Here is an 18,383-nt window from a genome sequence, read left to right as displayed (position 1 = left end):
CTGGGTGTATCGGGGTGATCCCGACAACGCGGCGAGCGTGCGTGCCAGACGCCGCCGGGCAGGCGGGACTTTCGAAACCCGCCCTAGAAGCATGAGCGGGGAGCGCCACCCGCATGGACCGCGCCCCGCGCGATCCCCCGCGCCCCGCCGCACGATGGGTTCATGAGGACCTCCCCCGCTCTGCGTGCCGCTGCCCTCGTCGCCACCGCCACCGTGCTGCTGCCCCTGGCCGCGTGTTCGGACGACGGTGACGACGGGGGTACGGAGAAGGCGAGGCCGTCGGCCGCATCGACGGCGTCCCCCACGGCGACGGCCGATGAGCTGTCCTCCCAGAAGCTCGACTGGAAATCCTGTCCGGCGCCCAGCAAGGCGCAGGGCAGCGGCGCGTCCCCCTCCCCGCTGCCGGGCGGGACGAAGTGGGAGTGCTCCTTCATGGACGTTCCCCTCGACTACGGGGACCCGGAGGGCGACACCATCGAACTGGCCCTCATCCGCGCCGACGCCAAGGACAAGGACCGGCGCATCGGTTCGCTGATCTTCAACTTCGGCGGTCCCGGCGGCTCAGGTGTCGCCGCGCTGCCGTCCTTCGGCCCCGACTACGACGCGCTCCGCACGCGCTACGACCTGGTCAGCTTCGACCCGCGCGGGGTCGGCCGCAGCGAGGGCGTCGAATGCTCGGACGACAGCACGCTGGACAAGCGCTACGAGCTGGACGGCACCCCGGACGACGCCGAGGAGGAGAAGGCGTTCGCCGCCGACCAGAAGTCCTACATCGCGGACTGCGAGAAGAACTCCGGGGACGAACTGGCCTACGTCGGCACGACGAACGCGGCCCGGGACATGGACCTGCTGCGCAAGGTGCTCGGTGACGACAAGCTCTACTACTTCGGGATCTCGTACGGCACCGAACTGGGCGGCGTCTACGCGCACCTGTTCCCGAAGACCGTCGGCCGTGCCGTCCTGGACGCGGTCGTCGACCCGACGCAGAACTCCCTGGAGTCCTCGCTCGGCCAGGCCGAGGGCTTCCAGCTCGCCCTCGACAACTTCACCGCCGACTGCGCCGAGCGTGACGACTGCAAGCTCCCCGGGGCCACCTCCGAGGAGGTGCAGGACTGGATCATCGCGCTCCTGGCCAAGCTGGAGAAGAAGCCCGCCCCTGGGCTCGGTGACCGGGAACTGACCGAGACCCAGGCCACCACCGGAATCGCGTCGGCCCTCTACTCCAAGGAGACCTGGCCGCTGCTCGAACAGGGTCTGGACGAGGCGGACGGCAAGAGGGGCGGACTGCTCCTCGCGCTCGCCGACTCGCTGAACGGCCGCTCCGAGGACGGGCATTACGACAATTCGAATGCCGCGAACACCGCCATCAGCTGCGCGGACTCCAAGGAGCGGTTCACCCTGGAGCAGACCAGGAAGGCACTTCCCCGATTCCGCAAGGCCTCCCCGGTGTTCGGTGACTACCTGGGCTGGGGGCTGATGTCCTGCACGGGCTGGCCCGTCGCGGGCGCCTGGGACACCCCGGACGTCAGCGCGCCGGGTTCCGCGCCGATCCTGGTCATCGGCAACACCGGGGACCCCGCGACGCCGTACGCCGGCGCGAAGGCGATGGCCACCGAGCTCGGCAAGGGCGTCGGGGTCGAGCTCACGTACAAGGGTGAGGGCCACGGGGCGTACAACGGCGGCAGCACCTGCGTGCAGAAGGCCGTGGACGGCTATCTGCTGGAGGGCAAGGTCCCGCCGGACGGACGCACCTGCTCCTGACATACGGCGACATACGGGCGACATGCGGAAGGGCCGGCTCCGCGCGGGGAGCCGGCCCTTCCGCATGTGGTGCGCACTGTTTCGTGCGCCCTGTTTCGTGCGCCCGGTCTAGTAGACCGGCTTCTCGGGCTCGATCTGGTTGACCCAGCCGATGACGCCGCCGCCGACGTGCACCGCGTCGGCGAAGCCCGCCGACTTGAGGACCGCGAGGACCTCGGCACTGCGGACGCCGGTCTTGCAGTTCAGGACGATGCGCCTGTCCTGCGGAAGGTCCTGGAGGGCGTTGCCCATCAGGAACTCGTTCTTCGGGACCAGCCGGGAGCCCGGGATCGCGACGATCTCGTACTCGTTCGGCTCGCGGACGTCGATGATCTCGATCTTCTCGTCGCCGTCGATCCACTCCTTGAGCTGCTTGGGAGTGATCGTGGAACCGGCCGCCGCCTCCTGGGCCTCCTCGGACACAACGCCGCAGAAGGCCTCGTAGTCGATGAGCTCGGTGACGGTGGGGTTCTCGCCGCAGACCGCGCAGTCGGGGTCCTTGCGGACCTTGACCTGGCGGTACTGCATCTCCAGCGCGTCGTAGATCATCAGACGGCCGACCAGCGGGTCACCGATACCGGCGAGCAGCTTGATGGCCTCGTTGACCTGGATGGAGCCGATGGACGCGCAGAGCACGCCGAGGACACCGCCCTCGGCGCAGGAGGGAACCATGCCGGGGGGCGGCGGCTCCGGGTAGAGGCAGCGGTAGCAGGGGCCGTGCTCGGACCAGAACACGGACGCCTGGCCGTCGAAGCGGTAGATCGAGCCCCAGACGTACGGCTTGTTCAGCAGGACCGCGGCGTCGTTGACGAGATAGCGGGTGGCGAAGTTGTCCGTGCCGTCCACGATCAGGTCGTACTGGGCGAAGATGTCCATCACGTTGTCGGCTTCGAGCCGCTCCTCGTGAAGAACCACGTCCACCAGGGGGTTGATCCCCTGGACGGTCTCCTTGGCCGACAGCGCCTTGGACTTGCCGATGTCGGCCTGGCTGTGGATGACCTGGCGCTGCAGGTTCGACTCGTCGACCTCGTCGAACTCCACGATGCCGAGCGTGCCGACACCGGCCGCGGCCATGTACATCAGAGCCGGTGAGCCGAGGCCCCCGGCTCCCACACAGAGCACCTTCGCGTTCTTCAGCCGCTTCTGTCCGTCCATCCCGACATCCGGGATGATCAGGTGGCGGGAGTACCTGCGGACCTCATCGACGGTGAGCTCGGCAGCCGGCTCGACCAGGGGTGGCAGCGACACAGGAACCTCAACAATGCAGGTGGTCGGTTTCTACGTACTTCATCTACGTACGGTTGTTCTCCCGTAACACTGCCACGCCGCCCCTCATTCCGAGATACCAGGTCCGATCCGCGAGACGAATTCGTCCCAGTAGCTGGGCAGTGCCGCGAATGGGTCGGTTTGCCCCTTGGTGCCGTCACGGTCCGCGCCGTCACGGCTCGTGCAGTCGCGGCCCATGCCGTCGCGGTCCATGCAATCGCGGCCCGTGCCGTCGCGGTCCATGCAATCGCGGCCCATGCCGTCGCGGTCCGTGAAGAAGATCGTGCCCGCTCCCTGCCAGCGGGCGATGCGCATGGCCTCCTCCAGGTGGGTGCGCGGGACGCCGTGGACGAAGTGCGCGAAGCGGCCCGGCTCGTAGGCTGCCGTCCACTCGGCCACCTGGGACCAGCGGTAGTCGGCCCAGGGACCCCTGAAGGTGACCAGCTGGTCGGCGGCCTCGGCGTAGCCGGGGTGCGGATGGGTGTCATGGCCCAGGACCAGCCACCCGCCCCCCTCGTCCGCGCTGTCGCTGTCGCTGTCGGCCAGGAGGGCGGAGAGGGTGCTGGTCAGCCTGCGGACCGACGGGAGCGCGTCGCGCCCGACCGGGCAGCGGTCCAGATAGAAGCCGCCGACGTGGTACCAGTCGACGTAGGACTGGGCGTCGGCGATCAGTTCGCCGAAGGAGCGGCTGCCGAAGGCGAGGTCGAGGTGGCCCAGCAGTCTGCCGCCCGAGGCCCGGACGGAGTCCTCGGGCGCCTCTCCGCACAGGGCCCTCTCGCGGGCGTTGCGCAGCCGGCCGGCCGCCTCGAGACAGTGCGGGTCGGGCCGGGCGCCCGGCCCGTTGTCGATGTTGAGGACGGCCCAGTGCAGCGGTGTGCCGGGCCGGCTGAGCCCGGCCCATTCGGCCGGCGCGAGCAGCGGGTGCGCGTATCCGGGCACACCGACGCCGACCTGTTCCGCGCCGCCGGTCCGCAGCGTGGAGCCCGTGCTGGTCAGATACGGCATGCCGCCTCCATCCAGATGTCGGCGAGTGACTCCTCCAGATTGATCCGGGGACGCCAGCCGAGCCGGTCCCTGGCCGTGCGCACATCGGCCTGCTGCCAGGCGCCGCAACCGTCGGGGTAGGGGGACGGGGTCGCCGCGAGGTGCTCCACGACGGATTCCGCGGAGGCGCGGGGGGCGCCGATGGGGAGCCTGCCCGGCGGAGTGTCGAGCTCATGGAGTGCGCCGGAGTAACCCGCGACCCTGGCGAGGACCGCCGCCGCGTCACGCAGCCGTACGGCCCGTCCCGTGCCGATGTTGACGACGCCCTGCGCCGCGGAGAGCGAGGCGGCGTGCACGGCGCGCGCCACGTCCCGTACGTCGACGAAGTCGCGCTGCACCCCGAGGCCGCTGAGCTTGAGCTCGGGGTCGCCGGTCTGCATGGCGCGGCGCATGGTCTCGGCGAGCCGGCCGAGCGGGGAGCCGGCCGGGGTGCCGGGTCCCACCGGCGAGAAGACCCGCAGGACGACCGCGTCGAGGCCGGATCCGAGGACCAGCTCGGTGGCGGCGAGCTTGCTGACCCCGTACGGCCCTCCCGGACGTGGTACGGCGTCCTCGGCGGTGGACGAGCCGGGCTGCGAGGGCCCGTACTCGGATGCGCAGCCGACCTGGACGAGCCGCGGGCTGCACCCGCTGCGGCGCATGGCCTCGCAGACGGTGGCCACGGCGACGGTGTTGTGGCGGGTCAGGTCGCGGGCACCGCCACGGGTGGCACCGGCGCAGTTGACGACGACCCCCGGGTGGACGGCGTCCAGGAAGCGGGTGAGCGCCCCTGGGCTGCCGCCCGCGAGGTCGAAGCGCACATCGGCGTCGTCGCCGCGGCCGAGCGCCGTGAGGTGCACGGCGGGGTCGGCGAGCAGACGGTCGGCGACGAAGCGTCCGAGGAATCCGTTCGCTCCGAGCAGCAGAACCCTCATCGCGCGCCCCCTCGGTGCCGACGGCGTGCTGCCGGTGCGGGGAATTGGGGGGTCATGTCCGGTGTCTCCTTGAGGAAGGTGGTGTGCGGTACGGGAGACCCGCGGCGTCGGCTCCGCGGGGGTGGGGCGAACGTCACCCCGGACTTGGGCCGTGGCAGGCCTAGGCCGTGGCGTGGGCGGATGCCCTGGTGAGGGTGACCGAGGCGTGGACCAGCAGTCCGAACGCGGCGACACCGCAGGCGATGATCGGTACGCCGCCGGGTCCTGCCGCGGCGTAGAGGGCGTCGACCGGCCGGGCCACGAGCCCGAGGCCGGGCAGCCGTCCGGCGAGTACGAGGAAGGGGGCCGCCACTTCGACGGCGCAGGCGGCGGCGAGCCCGGTGGCGGCGGGTTCCGGAAAGCCGTGGACGGCCAGCAGACGGGCCAGGAAGAGCAGGCCACCGAGGGCGACGGGGGCCACCAGCTCGGCACCGTCCGCGCCTGGGTGTCCGAGAGCGGCGAGGAACAGCAGCGCGGTCAGCGCGCACAGGAAGAGCGCGACGACACCGAAGAGCATGGGGCGCACGCCGGCGCCGAAGTCCGAAAGGCCGTGGGATCCGGCGAGCCGGCGACGCGCGTGCACGGAGAACAGATGGGCGCACCAGGCCGCGGGGGCCAGGGCGAGCGTGAGCCCGAGCAGGGGGGCGGGTGCCGCGGCCCAGTGGCCGTCGGGCCCGCCGCTGATGACCTGGGCGAGCAGGTCGTCGCCGTACACGGTGTAGCCGAGGAGCCAGCAGACGTACAGGGTGACGCCGCCGACGGACTCCGGGGCGCGCAGCGGGCCCGAGCGCAGGGCGAGCCGGAGCCCGAGCACGACGAGCAGCGCCCCGACGGCGGTCACCGCGAACCTGGCCTCGCCGCCGAGCACCCCTTCGGTGACCCTGAGGGCACCGAAGGTCGCGAGGCAGGCGGCGCCGGGCAGCAGCGCCGGGAGCGCCCAGCCGGTCGCCTCCTCGCCCGGGTCGGGGCCCGGGGCGCGGGGTACGGGCCTGCCCGAGCCGGGGACGCGGGCGTAGAGCTCCTCCGCGAGGGAGAAGACGTCGCGGTGCCGGTAGCGCGCGGCGGTCCGGTCGGTCAGACCGTGCGCCTCCAGGCCGGCGGCGATCTCCAGCGGGTCGACGGCGCGCTCGCAGAGGTCACGGTGCCGGTGCATCAGCACCTTCACGGGGTCGGCGGGGCCGCGCCTGGCCACGGATCGGCGGGCGGGGTGGTAGGCGATCTCGGGCGCCCGGACGGCGGAGCGGACCGCTCCGCCGCCCTCGTCCGCCGGCTCACCGCCGACGCTGTCCGGGGCCGGGGCGCCGTTCGGTCCGTCCATCTCAACTCCTCCATGGTCGTGACCGCTGATGTCGTCGTCACGCATCGCCGTCCCCCGCCCCGCGTGCGCCCGCGCACACGCCCTCCGCGCCGACCGCCCAGGTCGGCACCCGGGAGGCACCCACGGCGGACCTGGCCGCCGCCCCCACGGGCAGCACCGCGGCGATCCGCTCGGGAGGCAGAGCGTCCAGCACATGGGCCTCCGGGGGTGTGGCGAAGGGGCGGGGCCGGCCCGCCGGGTACTCGGGGTCGGGCGGCGTCGTCCAACGGGACGGGGCGTGGCCGGCCAGGTCCAGGTAAATGCCGCGAAATGCCGCGAGGTTCTGCTCGACGGTGAAGAGTTCGAGCGCCCTGGCGCGCGCCGCCGCACCCAGGCGCGCACGGCGCTCCGGGTCGCGCAGGAGCGCGACGCAGGCGTCGGCGAGCGCCCGCGGATTGCGCGGGGGCACCACCAGGCCCGTACCGCCGACGACTTCGACGACGGCGCCCACGTCCGTCGAGACGGTGGCCCGGCCGCAGAACATCGCTTCGACCAGGCTGATGGGAAAGCCCTCGACGACGCTGGAGAGCACGACCACGCCGCCGGCGGCGTAGGCCTCCGCGAGGTCGGGCACCTCGGGACCACCGATCTCCTCGAAGGTGACCGGGTTGTCGCCGACGGCGTGCGCGTCCGCGGCCTCGTCGGGGAAGAGCTGGGCCGCCAGTGCTCTGCAGTGGGCGAGATAGGCCTCGCCCTCGGCCCCCTGGACCGGCGCGCCGAAGATCCGCAGCCGGGCGTCCGGCTCGGCCCTGAGCACCTCGGCGAAGGCGTGGAGCAGGGCGATCAGGTCCTTGGCGGGTTCGATGCGCCCGATCCACACCAGCGTGCCCGGCCCCCCGTCGTCGTCGCCCTCCCCCACGGCTCCGAACCGCTCCGCCTCCATGCCGGGGTAGACCGTGCGCACCTTGCTCCGGTGGGCGCCGAACCGCTCCTGCCAGCGCCGGACATGGGTGTTGCCGGGAGTGATCAGCGAGGCCTGCCGGTAGACCTCGGAGGCGAGCAGCCCGTGGAAGTTGGCCAGCAGGGCGCGCACCGGCGCACCGAGCGGGGCCTCGGGCGCCGCCAGGTAATGGGACCGCAACGGCACACCGTGCTCCGTCACCAGAAGCGGTACGCCGAAGAAGCGTTTGGCCAGGAGCCCCGGCAGAGCGGCCGCACCGCCGGACGCCGCATGACAGAGGTCGACCGCGCCGAGTCCGTCCTCGTCGTACCAGTCGAGGGAGAGGGGGCGCAGGGCGCGCTCCAGCTCGGCCACGAAGGAGAGGTAGTCGGGGACGGTGGCACTGTGGACGGTCCGCCCGGTGCCGGGAGCCCGGCAGGCCGCCTCCACGATGCGTACGGTCGTCTCGGAGCGCAGGGCGCCGTGCAGTCCCCCACGCTCCCGGGCCAGTTCGGCGAGGCCGTAGAGGCCGTCGGTGAAGAGACCGGCCGCCGCCCCCGCTTCGGTGCCGCCGACCTCGGGCCCTGCCTCCGGTCCGGCGCAGACCGCGCCGACGAGCGCCGCCATGTGCGCCGTGAAGCGCCGCCGGTCCCGCCGTCCGTACGAGCGCCCCAGGCCGGTGGCGATTCGGCCTGTCAGGCCTCTGGTCCTGCCGCCGGTGTGCCGGACGTCCTCGTCGTGGGTCCACAGCGGCGCGGTCCGCACCCGCCCGACCCGGTCGGGGAGTCTGACCCGGCCCCGCTGTTCCTGGTCGGCGGAGCGGCTGAGCGCGAAGAGATCGAACTCGTGCTGGGGAAGACCGCGCACCAGACGGTCGCACCAGAGTCTGGACTCACCGGTCGCATACGGATAACCACCGTCCGTGAGGAGTCCGATCCGCACGAGCACACCCCCGATCTCCCTTGTCGACAGCCGCCGTTGCTCGGCGGGTCACAGCGGGACGACCGTATGCGGACACACCGGTGGTGCGACGGACGGTTGTCCGTCGCACCACCGAAAGGGGTGAACCGGCGTAACTTTCCCACCCGAGTCGCGTTCTGTTGCGATACGCGATCGTTTGGTGACGCAGAGTCAGGCTGCGGCCAGCTCCGAGCGGGTCGCACGGCGTGCCGCGGCATGTGCGGGATCGAGGGCGGGAACCGCCGCCAGGAGCTGCTTCGTGTACGGGTCCTGGGGAGATCCGTACACCTCGTCGACGGCACCCTGTTCGACGATCCGGCCGTGCCGCATCACCGCCACCCGATCGCTGACCTGCCGTACGACCGCGAGGTCATGGGCGATGAAGACGAGTCCGATGCCGAGTTCGTGCTGGAGCTCCGCGAGGAGCGCGATCACCTGGGCCTGGGTCGTGACGTCGAGCGCGGAGACCGGCTCGTCGCACACGATCAGCTTCGGCTCGGCAGCCAGCGCACGCGCGATGCCGATCCGCTGCCGCTGACCGCCGCTGAACTCGTGCGGATAGCGCGCGTACCGGCCGGCGTCGAGCCCGACCCTCTCCAGCAGTTCGCGCACCCGGTCCTGGATCCGCCTCTCGTCGCTCTCCCCCGCGGCACGGAGCGGATCGGCCACGGACTCACCGATCGAGCGGCGCGGGTTGAGCGAGGCGACGGGGTCCTGGAAGACCATCTGGAGCTCGCGGCGGAAGGGACGCAGGTCCCTCTCCGACAGTGAGCCGATCTCCTTGCCTGCGTACCGCAGCCGTCCTGCCGTCGGATCGGTCAGCCGCACGAGCATGCGCCCGAGCGTCGTCTTGCCGCTGCCGCTCTCCCCCACGATGCCGAGGGTCTCTCCGGCGTGGACGGTGAGGGACACCCCGTCCACCGCGGTGACACGGTTGGCGCCCCGGCCGAACTCACGCCGAAGACCGTCGGCCTCGACGAGCGGTCCGGTGTCCGGGGTCAGGGTCCTCGGGCCGGGGACCGCGGCCCGCTTCTCGTCGATCCTGGGCACCGACGCCAGGAGCTCCCTGGTGTACGGCTGCCGGGGGGCGCCCAGCACATCGGCGACCGGGCCGCGCTCCACCGCGCGGCCGTGCTGCATCACCAGGATGTCGTCCACGCTCTCCGCCGCGACGCCCACGTCATGGGTGACCAGCAGCAGCCCCATGCCCGTCTCACGGCGCAGGTCGTGCAGCAGGTCCAGGATCTGCGCCTGCACGGTGACGTCGAGGGCGGTGGTCGGCTCGTCCGCGACGATCAGCCGGGGTTCGCAGGCCAGGGCCATGGCGATGAGCGCGCGCTGGCGCATCCCGCCGGAGAACTCGTGCGGCCTGGACCGGGCCCGGCGGGCCGCGTCGGGGATGCCGACCCGGTCGAGGACCTCGACGGCCCGGGCCCGAGCGGCCCGCCGGGAGCCGGAGTTGTGCACCCGGTACACCTCGGCGATCTGGTCGCCGACCGTATAGTACGGGTCGAGCGAGGAGAGCGGGTCCTGGAAGACCATCGCGGCCTTGGCGCCCCGCAGGGCCCGCAGTTCCGCCTCGTCCGCCGCCCCCACGTCCGTGCCGGCGACACGGACGGTACCGGTGACCCGGGCGCCGGTGTCCCGGTGCAGCCCGAGCAGCGCGGACGCGGAGGCGCTCTTGCCCGAGCCGGACTCGCCGACGACGCCGAGGGCGGCGCCCGCCTCCAGGGTGAAGGAGAGCCCGTCCACGGCACGGACGGTTCCGAAGTCGACGACGAGGTCCTCGACCTGGACCAGTGGAGTTGTCATGACAGAACCACCCGTCGGTCGGCCAGCGCGTACAGCATGTCAGCGACGGCATTGGCGAGCACCACGAAGAAACCGGTGACGAGCACCATGCCCACGACCACGGGCAGGTCGACGACCTTGACGGCGTGGACGAGTTCGCGCCCGATGCCCGGGATCCCGAAGAGCGACTCGGTCAGCACAGCGCCGCCGAACATGGAGCCGAAGTCCAGTGCGCTCAGCGCGATCACGGGGGCGAGCGCACCGCGCAGGGCGTGCCGCCCCATGATGGCGGGCTCGCTGACGCCGTAGGCACGAAAGGTGCGCACATGGTCGTCCGCGAGTGTCTCCAGCATGGAGCTCCTGGTCAGCCGGGCGTACTTGGCGGACTCGATGAGCGCCAGGGACACCCAGGGCAGCAGGAGTCCCCAGGCCCATTGCTCGGGATTCTCGGTGAAGGGCACGTAGGTGGGCGAGGGCAGCCACCGCAGGGTGGAGCAGAAGATGATGATGAGCAGCAGTCCGATGACGAAGACCGGCGTGGCCGTGCCGGCCAGGGTCAGCCAGGTGAGGACCCGCTCGGTGATCCGGCCCCGGCGCCAGGCGGACAGCACGCCCGTGCCGACGCCGAGCAGGATCCACAGGACGAACGCGCCGATGACGAGCGAGCCGGTGACCGGGAGCTTGGTCAGGATCAGTTTCATGACCTGCTGGTCGCTCTGGTAGGAGACCCCGAGGCAGGGCGCTGAGCAGTGCTCGGTGGCCGTGCCGGTGGAGAAGTCCCGTCCCGCGACGATGCCCTGGAGGAAGTGCCAGTACTGCGTGTACACCGGGTCGTCGAGCCTGAGCTGCTCGGTCACCTGGGCGACCTGGGCGGGTGAGCAGCGCGGGCCGCAGGCGATCTGGGCGACGTCGCCCGGGGCGACGTAGAAGACCGCGTACAGGATGACGGTCAGGGAGAGGAGCACGAAGACGGCGCCGCCGAGGCGCCGCAGCAGGAATCCGGTCACGAGGTCTGCTCCTTCGTACGTCCGCGTCCCTTGGGCTGCTTGCGTTCCTTGCGTCCGGTGCCGACCCGCAGCCGGGAGGCCGCCCGTGGGTCGAGTGCCGTACGGACGCCCTCACCGACGACGGTCAGCGCGAGCACGGTGACGAAGAGCAGCCCGGCGGGCAGCAGGAGATAGGTGGGGGCCGACTGGTACCAGGTGTCGGCCTCGGTGAGCATCTGCCCCCAGGACGGTGTGGGCGGCTTGATGCCGACGCCGAGGAAGGACAGGGCCGCCTCCACGGTGATGTTCACCGGGAAGAGCAGCGCGGCGTAGGTGATGACGGGGGCCGCGAGTGAGGGCAGCAGTTCTCGGCGGGCGATGCTCCACCGCCCTCGGCCTGCCAGCCGGGCCGCCGCGACGAAGTCGAGGGACTTCAGGGCGAGCGCCTGGGCGCGCACGATCTTCGACGTGCCCGCCCAGTTGATGCCGCCGATGACCAGCGCGATCAGGACGGGCCTGGGGAAGGAGGCCGGCACGATCGCGAGCAGCGCGAGGGCGATGACCATGAGCGGCAGGGCGACGTTGATGTCGGTGATCCGGCTGAGGACCTGGTCGACCCAGCGCTTGCCGAGTGCGGCCGCGAGTCCCACCGAGACGCCGATGGCCACCTGGAGGAGGGTGGCCGCGACGGCCACGCCGAGCGACACCCTGGCGCCGTAGACGATGCGGGCGAAGAGGTCGCGGCCGGTCTGCGGTTCGACACCGAGCCAGTGGTCAGCGCTGATCCCGCCGAAGGAGCCGACGGGGACCCCGCCGGCCGCCGAGTCGACGAGGTCGGGGTGGTAGGTATCGGGGTCCTGGCCTGCGAGCGCGGCGAGCAGGGGCGCGCCGATCGCGGTCAGGAGGAGCAGGAGGACCACGGCGGCCGCGACAGCGGCCGCGCGCTGTGCGCGCAGCCGCTGCCAGAACTGCCGGGCCCCCGAGGCGGGAGCGGCGACCGCCGCCGCTCCCGCCTCCTGGACCAGAAGTGCTTCCGACATGCTTGGACCGTCCGGCGATTGGGGGGTGGGTGAAGGAACGGGGTTGGGTGCGTGCAGCTGCAAGGCGGACGATCGAGGCCGTTGGGGTCTCCCCTGCTCGAACGAAGCCGAGAGCTTGGGGGAGGGCGTGCCCGACCCCGCGACGCCGCCCCCGATCGCCGGACGGTCTTACTTGACCGCGGCCTGGGAGATGTCGAGAACGCCGGTCCAGTCACTGATGACCACGTTCTTGACGTCCTGGCCGACGAGCCGCTTGTAGACCGGGTGGAAGAGCGGCACCGTCAGCGCCTGCTCGCCGATCTTCTTGTCGAGGGCGCCCCAGCGCGCGGCTGCGGCGTCCAGGTCGGTGAGCTTGTTGATCGCGTCGATCTCCTTGTTGACCGACGCGTCGTTCAGGAAGCCGGTGTTGAAGTTGGCACCGCCCTTGACGATCTGGCGGCCGTCGAAGATCGGCGCGAGGAAGGGGCCTCCGGAGGGCCAGTCGGCGCCCCAGTGCGCGAGGAAGAAGCCGGGCTCCTTCGTCGCGCTGTGGATGGTGTCGGCGTAGTCGTTGTGCTCCAGCCCCTTGAGCTCGACGGTGATGCCGGCCTTCTTGAGGGCGGCCTGGAGCGCCGTGGCGATCTCCGGGCTGGTCTCGAAGTCCTTGTCGTTGGAGTGCGTGAGCGTGATCTTCAGGCCGTTGGGGTGGCCGGCCTCCTTCAGCAGCTCCTTGGCCTTCGCGGCGTTGCCCGTCTCGCCCGCGGGGAAGTGGTCGTAGGCCGTGTGGCCGAAGGACTTCTGGTTCGGCAGGTAGGTGGTGGCCGGCTCGGCGAGCGAGGAGCCGCCCGCCGCGTTGACCACCGATGAGCGGTCGACGGCGTAGGCGATGGCCTGGCGCACCTTCGGGTCGTCGAACGGCTTCACCTTCGGGTTGAAGGCGATGTAGTTCGTGTAGCCGAAGTGCCCGGTGCCGACGCGGGCCGCGAGCTTCTTGTCGCCGGAGACCTTGGCGAGTTCGGCGGGGCCGAGGTTGGTGTCGGTCGTGACGGCGGCGGCGTCGACGCCCTGCGATGCGGAGAGCCGCTGGTTGATGACGGCGGAGTCCAGGCCGGAGCGTACGTCGATCTTGTCCGGGTAGGCCTTCCGCTCCTCGTCGGTCTTCGCCGACCAGTGCGTGTTGCGCTCCAGGACGAGCCGCTCGCCGTCGTTCTCGTTCGAGACGACCTTGTAGGGACCTGAGGAGACGGGGTGCTCCTCGTACTTGGTGCCGGTGTCCTTGGCCTTCGGGACCGGGGTCGTCTGGGTCTGCGTGGCGAGGTAGGGGAATTCGCCCTCGGGCTTGTTCAGATGGAAGACGATGGTCTTCTCGTCCGGCACCTCGATCGAGGCGAGGCCCTTCTTGTCCTCGTACGGGCCCTGGTAGTCGGCCCCGCCGATCAGCCAGTCACGCAGATAGGGCGCGCCGCCGGAGAGTTCGGGGGCGAAGGACCGCTCGATGCCGTACTTGATGTCCGCGCTGGTGATCGCGGAGCCGTCCTCGTACTTCAGCCCGTCCTTGAGCGTGTACGTCCAGACGGTGGCGTCCTTGCTGGGCGTGCCCAGGTCGGTGGCCAGGTCGGGGACGACCTCGGCCCCCGCCGCGCCGTTCTCGCGGTTGCGGGTCGTGAGCGTACGGAACACCAGGGAGGGGACGTTGCCGCCGCCGGAGGTGTAGAGCCGTCCGGGGTCGAAGTCCTCCTGCGGGGTGCTGTTGAGGACCGTGAGGGTTCCGCCCTTCCCGGGCTTCGCCGAGGCGTCGGAGCCGCCGTCGTCTCCCCCGTTGTCCTGCGGTCCCGCGCAGGCCGCGAGGCCGGCGACCAGGGCGAGACTGACAGCGGCGGTGGTTGCCACACGGCGCGATATGACGGACGGCTGACTCATCGGAAGATGACCTCTCGGTGTGCTGCGGCGGGGAGGAGACAGGTCCGCCCTTGGCGCGGCGGGTCCCGCCCGTGGACGGGGAGGGGACCGGATCTCGAGGTGCCGCGCCTGCGGACGGAGGACGCCCGGGCGCGGCGGGAAGACGGGCCGAGGAGCCGGGAAAGGGCTCGTCAGGGGCCGACGCGCACGCGGGCAGGCGTCAGCGACAGAGAATGTCGGCTACGCAGTGCCCGGCCACCCCGAAGAGCGCCAGCTCAAGGGCGGCGCTCTCGGAGGATGCGGGGCTGCGTGACATGCGGAGAAATATGGCCGCCCCACTCCCCCGATGTCAACGCGCCCTGAGACGGCCGTCCCGCAATGCGGACAGAACGCCCCGGAGGCGGTTCAATTTCCGGGATACACCCATGGGTTGGGGCGGCATTTGATGCCGTCCAGGTCGAGGGTCTTGGTCTGTTGCTGCATCACGGGAGCCAGCGCGCCGGGGGTGCGGCAGCTCACATGGTTTTGCCCCAGCCGGTGGCCGACCTCGTGGTTGATCAGCATCTGACGGTAGGTCAGCATCTTGTCGGGGCCGAAGGTCGAGGCCCCCTGCGCCCAGCGGTACGCGTTGATCATCACGCGGTCGGTGGCGGCCGAGTCGCAGGACACGTTGTCCTCGGTCGTGTCCAGGCCGGACTTCTCGCACCAGACGGCCGTGGTGCCGGGACTCGCGAGGGTGATCACGAAGTCGGGTTGGCCGGAGGAGATCCGCTCGAAGGTCATGGCGCCGTCGTGCGCCCAGCTGCGGTCGTCGTTCAGGGTCTTCTGCACGGCCTCGGCGAACAGCGCGGTCTCCAGGCCGAGTCCCTTCTCGACATCGATGCGGTACCGGTACTTGTGCCCCTTGCCGGGAGCCTTTGCCAGCCCCTGCACCGCCTCGAACTTCCCCGGCCCCTTCAGGTCCGGTGCCAGCAGATAGGCCGTGGCCATCTTCTGCGCGTACGACAGGGGTTTGACCTCCTGCTTCTTCGTAGGCCCGGCAGCCGGCCGGCCCGCCGAGCGGGAGGCGTCCTCGCCGTCCTGCCGGTCGACCCCGACGCTCCCCGAACCGTCGGCCGCGCTCCCGGAGTCCTGCGCCACCTGGCCGGCCACCACGACCGCGAGGACGGTGGTCACCGCGGCGGCCGCGATCCCGGTGAAGGCGCGGCCCTTGCCACCCTTGGGCCGGGCGCCCTCCTCGTCCGGGGCTGCCTCCAGGAGGCCGTCGGGCTCGCCGGGCTCCTGCGAGGCCGGCCCCGTGCCCTGGGGCGGTACCGGGGGCGCGGGACGCGAGGGTTCGGTGTCGAACGCCTCAAGGAACTCCCTGCGCGGGCCCGGTATCAGAGGGGTGCTGCCGGTCTGCGGCCCGGCCGTACGCCGCCCGGCCATCGCCTGCTGCGCCGCCTGCTGCCGCGCCATGGCGGCCTGCCTTGCGCGGAAGAGCTCCTGGGCGCCAGGCCCTGCCGGGTCCCGCCCGCCGTCGTACCGCGGTTGCGGCCCTGTCCCCCAGCCACCGCCCGGCTCACGCTGCTCGGGGTGCCCGCCGCGGACCTGCGGGGTGCCGCCGAAGGGGCTCTGGCCCTCGCGCGGAGGCGGCGTGGCGGGATCCCGTCCGCGCCGGCCGGTGCCGCGCTCCGTACCGGTGCCGGTCGCTGTGCCGGTGTCGCGCCGGGTGGCCCCTGGGCCCTTTCGGCTGTGTCGTCCCACGCCCCGGATCAGCTCCCGCCGCGTTCGTCGAGCAGTTCCCGGAACGCCTGGGCGACCGCCTCCGGGTACTCCATCATCGCCACGTGCCCGGCGTCGGGCAGTGTCAGCAGGCGCGAGTCGCGGAAGGCCGCGGACGCCCTGCGTGCCATCCGGTACGAGACGAGCTGGTCCCGTCCGCCGTACACCAGTTGGGTCGGCGCGAGCACTCGCTCGGCCTGGCGCCACAGCCCTTGCTGTCCCCCCAGCGTGTAGGCATCGACGATGCCCCGTGCCGAGCGCGTCATGGCGTCCCAGAAGTACGGCAGTTCAAGCCGGCGCTCCATCTCGGCCACCGCGTGACGGAAGGCTTCGTCGGAGATACGTGCCGGATCGCCGTAACAGAGTGCCATGGCGCCACGGGTGCGCTGTTCCGCGGTCCACTCACGGGTGAGACGGACGAACAGCGATGCGACGCCCGGCAGTGCGAGCAGGGCGGTCGGCACGGCGGACCGCTGCACCCGGATCTCGGGCAGGGCCGGGGAGATCAGCGTCAGTGTGCGCACCAGATCGGGCCTGGCGGCCGCGACCCGGGTGACAACAGCGCCGCCCAAGGAGTTCCCGAAAAGGTGAACGGGACCGCGCCCGCCGGCGTCCAGCAGCCGGATCACCGCCCGGGCGTGTCCGGTGACGGAGTAGTTGCCGTCGTCCGGCGGCGGGGACTCGCCGAAGCCGGGCAGATCGACCGCCTCGCTGTCGAGCGTGTCCACCAGCAGCGGCATCAGGGCCGACCAGTTCTGGGAGGAGCCGCCCAGGCCGTGCACGAAGAGGGCGGGGGCGGGCGCCGCCGTCTCCGCCGGGCGGGAACGGACGGTCAGGCTGAGGCCCGGCAGCGCGACGGAGCGCAGCGTCTCCCCCTCCGCGACCCGGACGGCACTGACCGTGGGTGCCACAGCGGCAGCGGCGGCGGGGATACCGGGCAGCTCGGTCGAAGACATGCGGCAATGTTACGAGACGATCACGCGGTGGTTCATGTGTTCGCCGTCACAGACCGCGTAGCGCCCTCGATGGGTTGCTCCTAGGCTTCAGGAGAGGGAAGGGAGCCACCATGACGGTCGACCCGACCGACCCGGAGACCTTCGAGGATCCGGAGCCGGACGAACCGGACCCCGAAGCACCCGAAGCCGACACCGCCGAACAGAAGGCCCCCGTCCGGCCGGAACACGACGAACCGCTCACCGACGTCGACCGCGAGGCCGCGAACGAGGCGGATGCGGCGGAACAGGCCCGCGTCGTCCCACAGGATGAGGACGATTACCGGTAGAACGCACCGCTTTGCGGCATGGGCCTGCGTATCTGTGGCTACCGCAGCCGTCCGGTCCGTGAAATTCTGCGTCCGCGCCGCGCACACGCGGGTTACCCAAAAGTACGATGGACCCACGGCGCAGCGTGCACGGTACGACTGTGTTCGAACACGACTTTGGGAGGCGGCGTGACAGCCATCGAGCAGACAGAGGCGGCGCGCCCGCGGGGCACCCGGCTGCCCCGCCGTGCCCGACGCAATCAGCTGCTGGGCGCCGCGCAGGAGGTCTTCGTCGCCCAGGGCTACCACGCCGCGGCGATGGACGACATCGCCGAGCGGGCCGGCGTCAGCAAGCCGGTGCTCTACCAGCACTTCCCCGGCAAGCTTGAGCTCTACCTCGCCCTGCTCGACCAGCACTGCGAGTCACTGCTCCAGGCCGTCCGTACGGCGCTCGCGTCGACCACGGACAACAAGCTGCGCGTCGAGGCGACGATGGACGCCTACTTCGCGTACGTGGAGGACGAGGGCGGCGCCTTCCGTCTGGTCTTCGAGTCCGACCTGACCAACGAGCCCGCGGTGCGCGAGCGCGTCGACCGGGTCTCGCTGCAGTGCGCCGAGGCCATCTCCGACGTCATCGCCGGTGACACAGGTCTGTCCAAGGACGAGTCGATGCTGCTGGCGGTCGGCCTGGGCGGAGTCTCCCAGGTCGTGGCGCGCTACTGGCTCTCCAGCCCGTCCGGCATTCCGCGCGATTCCGCCGTGCAGCTGCTGACGTCGCTGGCCTGGCGGGGCATCGCCGGATTCCCGCTGCACGGTGCCGATCAGCACTGAGCCCGGCGTGAGCCGTGGCCGGTGTTCGCTGCGGGCGTTGCCGGTCCACCCGTGGTCCGTCCCTTCACCGGGCTAATGTGTGCTGCGTACGGCGCGGTTCACCGCGCAGAGACGGACCGTCGGAGGGACATAGCCGTGGAGGTCAAGATCGGGGTACAGCACACGCCCCGCGAGATCGTTCTGGAGAGCGGACTTTCCGCCGAAGAAGTCGAGAGCGCGGTCGGCGAGGCGCTCAACGGCAAGGCGCAGCTGCTCAGCCTCACGGACGACAAGGGCCGCAAGGTCCTGGTGCCGGCCGATCGGATCGCCTATGTGGAGATCGGCGAGCCCAGCACCCGGCGGGTGGGATTCGGCGCGCTGTAGCCCGCGCGACACGGCAGCAGAGGTGGAGGCCCGGCGGACGATTCCGCCGGGCCTCCACCTTTTCTCCGGCGTTCCACTTCTTCTCCTCCGGATCCGCCGAGGACCTGCGCCGGATCCGCTCAGGACTCTTCCCTCGGTGGGGTTCACAACGGCCGGGTGAGGGTTGTATTCCGGTGGCCAGGGGTAGGACGGCCTACGACCGACCGACC

General features: G+C 71.4%; 16 protein-coding genes. 4 read left to right on the top strand and 12 right to left on the bottom strand.

Annotated elements, in window-relative coordinates; translation table 11 throughout:
• The first annotated feature begins 162 nt into the window (after positions 1–162).
• Entirely contained in the window at positions 163–1,761 is a 1,599-nt protein-coding gene (locus AB0C75_RS18460) for an alpha/beta fold hydrolase (protein WP_362891988.1), read from the top strand.
• A 108-nt stretch (positions 1,762–1,869) separates the two neighbouring features.
• On the opposite strand, the gene moeZ is transcribed toward AB0C75_RS18460, so the two are convergent.
• From moeZ to AB0C75_RS18400, 12 genes are all read right to left on the bottom strand, one after another.
• The gene (gene moeZ, locus AB0C75_RS18455) at positions 1,870–3,048 is read right to left on the bottom strand and encodes an adenylyltransferase/sulfurtransferase MoeZ (protein ID WP_362891986.1); all 1,179 of its coding nucleotides are present in this window, start codon (positions 3,046–3,048) and stop codon (positions 1,870–1,872) included.
• A gap of 84 nt (positions 3,049–3,132) precedes the next feature.
• Entirely contained in the window at positions 3,133–4,071 is a 939-nt protein-coding gene (locus tag AB0C75_RS18450) for a spherulation-specific family 4 protein (RefSeq protein WP_362891984.1), read from the bottom strand.
• Positions 4,059–5,024, bottom strand: coding sequence for an NAD-dependent epimerase/dehydratase (locus tag AB0C75_RS18445; protein ID WP_362891982.1), 966 nt, complete (start codon positions 5,022–5,024; stop codon positions 4,059–4,061). Before AB0C75_RS18445 ends, AB0C75_RS18450 begins: the two co-directional genes overlap by 13 nt.
• A gap of 160 nt (positions 5,025–5,184) precedes the next feature.
• Positions 5,185–6,381: a hypothetical protein gene (locus tag AB0C75_RS18440; RefSeq protein WP_362891980.1), complete on the bottom strand. Its 1,197-nt coding sequence runs from the start codon at positions 6,379–6,381 to the stop codon at positions 5,185–5,187.
• A 37-nt stretch (positions 6,382–6,418) separates the two neighbouring features.
• A complete protein-coding gene (locus AB0C75_RS18435; RefSeq protein WP_362892226.1) occupies positions 6,419–8,242 on the bottom strand; it encodes a DUF3492 domain-containing protein in 1,824 nt (607 codons plus the stop codon).
• A 189-nt stretch (positions 8,243–8,431) separates the two neighbouring features.
• Positions 8,432–10,072: an ABC transporter ATP-binding protein gene (locus tag AB0C75_RS18430; RefSeq protein ID WP_362891978.1), complete on the bottom strand. Its 1,641-nt coding sequence runs from the start codon at positions 10,070–10,072 to the stop codon at positions 8,432–8,434.
• Positions 10,069–11,058 (bottom strand): ABC transporter permease, encoded by a 990-nt coding sequence (locus AB0C75_RS18425; protein ID WP_362891976.1) that lies wholly within the window; start codon positions 11,056–11,058, stop codon positions 10,069–10,071. Before AB0C75_RS18425 ends, AB0C75_RS18430 begins: the two co-directional genes overlap by 4 nt.
• Positions 11,055–12,077, bottom strand: a complete 1,023-nt coding sequence (locus AB0C75_RS18420; protein ID WP_362891974.1) for an ABC transporter permease — start codon at positions 12,075–12,077, stop codon at positions 11,055–11,057. The genes AB0C75_RS18425 and AB0C75_RS18420 overlap by 4 nt, the downstream gene beginning before the upstream one ends.
• A 168-nt stretch (positions 12,078–12,245) precedes the next feature.
• Positions 12,246–13,976: an ABC transporter substrate-binding protein gene (locus AB0C75_RS18415; RefSeq protein WP_362891972.1), complete on the bottom strand. Its 1,731-nt coding sequence runs from the start codon at positions 13,974–13,976 to the stop codon at positions 12,246–12,248.
• A gap of 199 nt (positions 13,977–14,175) precedes the next feature.
• Positions 14,176–14,271 carry an Ms4533A family Cys-rich leader peptide gene (locus AB0C75_RS18410; protein WP_362891970.1) on the bottom strand — a complete coding sequence of 32 codons (96 nt, stop codon included), beginning with the start codon at positions 14,269–14,271 and terminating at the stop codon, positions 14,176–14,178.
• Between the two features lie 89 nt (positions 14,272–14,360).
• Positions 14,361–15,701: a DUF3152 domain-containing protein gene (locus AB0C75_RS18405; protein ID WP_362891968.1), complete on the bottom strand. Its 1,341-nt coding sequence runs from the start codon at positions 15,699–15,701 to the stop codon at positions 14,361–14,363.
• 8 nt (positions 15,702–15,709) lie between these two features.
• A complete protein-coding gene (locus AB0C75_RS18400) occupies positions 15,710–16,675 on the bottom strand; it encodes an alpha/beta hydrolase (RefSeq protein ID WP_362891966.1) in 966 nt (321 codons plus the stop codon).
• 110 nt (positions 16,676–16,785) lie between these two features.
• On the opposite strand from AB0C75_RS18400, the gene AB0C75_RS18395 reads away from it, so the two are divergent.
• The 3 genes from AB0C75_RS18395 to AB0C75_RS18385 all read left to right on the top strand — a co-directional run bounded on the left by AB0C75_RS18395 (position 16,786) and on the right by AB0C75_RS18385 (position 18,174).
• Entirely contained in the window at positions 16,786–17,001 is a 216-nt protein-coding gene (locus AB0C75_RS18395; RefSeq protein WP_362891964.1) for a hypothetical protein, read from the top strand.
• 168 nt (positions 17,002–17,169) lie between these two features.
• The gene (locus AB0C75_RS18390; RefSeq protein WP_099174612.1) at positions 17,170–17,811 is read left to right on the top strand and encodes a TetR/AcrR family transcriptional regulator; all 642 of its coding nucleotides are present in this window, start codon (positions 17,170–17,172) and stop codon (positions 17,809–17,811) included.
• 135 nt (positions 17,812–17,946) lie between these two features.
• A complete protein-coding gene (locus AB0C75_RS18385; protein ID WP_167526138.1) occupies positions 17,947–18,174 on the top strand; it encodes a DUF3107 domain-containing protein in 228 nt (75 codons plus the stop codon).
• Positions 18,175–18,383 lie beyond the last annotated feature (209 nt).

The sequence above is a fragment of the Streptomyces sp. NPDC048565 genome (genome assembly GCF_040650935.1).
Lineage (GTDB): Bacteria > Actinomycetota > Actinomycetes > Streptomycetales > Streptomycetaceae > Streptomyces.
Note: the sequence above shows the minus strand (reverse complement) of the source record. Positions and strands in the feature narration are given on the sequence as shown.

Coding starts and splice junctions, on each gene's coding strand:
- AB0C75_RS18460 (WP_362891988.1), top strand. CDS start 163: ATGAGGACCTCCCCCGCTCTGCGTGCCGCTGCCCTCGTCGCCACCGCC.
- AB0C75_RS18450 (WP_362891984.1), bottom strand. CDS start 4,071: ATGCCGTATCTGACCAGCACGGGCTCCACGCTGCGGACCGGCGGCGCG.
- AB0C75_RS18445 (WP_362891982.1), bottom strand. CDS start 5,024: ATGAGGGTTCTGCTGCTCGGAGCGAACGGATTCCTCGGACGCTTCGTC.
- AB0C75_RS18440 (WP_362891980.1), bottom strand. CDS start 6,381: ATGGACGGACCGAACGGCGCCCCGGCCCCGGACAGCGTCGGCGGTGAG.
- AB0C75_RS18430 (WP_362891978.1), bottom strand. CDS start 10,072: ATGACAACTCCACTGGTCCAGGTCGAGGACCTCGTCGTCGACTTCGGA.
- AB0C75_RS18420 (WP_362891974.1), bottom strand. CDS start 12,077: ATGTCGGAAGCACTTCTGGTCCAGGAGGCGGGAGCGGCGGCGGTCGCC.
- AB0C75_RS18415 (WP_362891972.1), bottom strand. CDS start 13,976: ATGAGTCAGCCGTCCGTCATATCGCGCCGTGTGGCAACCACCGCCGCT.
- AB0C75_RS18410 (WP_362891970.1), bottom strand. CDS start 14,271: ATGTCACGCAGCCCCGCATCCTCCGAGAGCGCCGCCCTTGAGCTGGCG.
- AB0C75_RS18400 (WP_362891966.1), bottom strand. CDS start 16,675: ATGTCTTCGACCGAGCTGCCCGGTATCCCCGCCGCCGCTGCCGCTGTG.
- AB0C75_RS18395 (WP_362891964.1), top strand. CDS start 16,786: ATGACGGTCGACCCGACCGACCCGGAGACCTTCGAGGATCCGGAGCCG.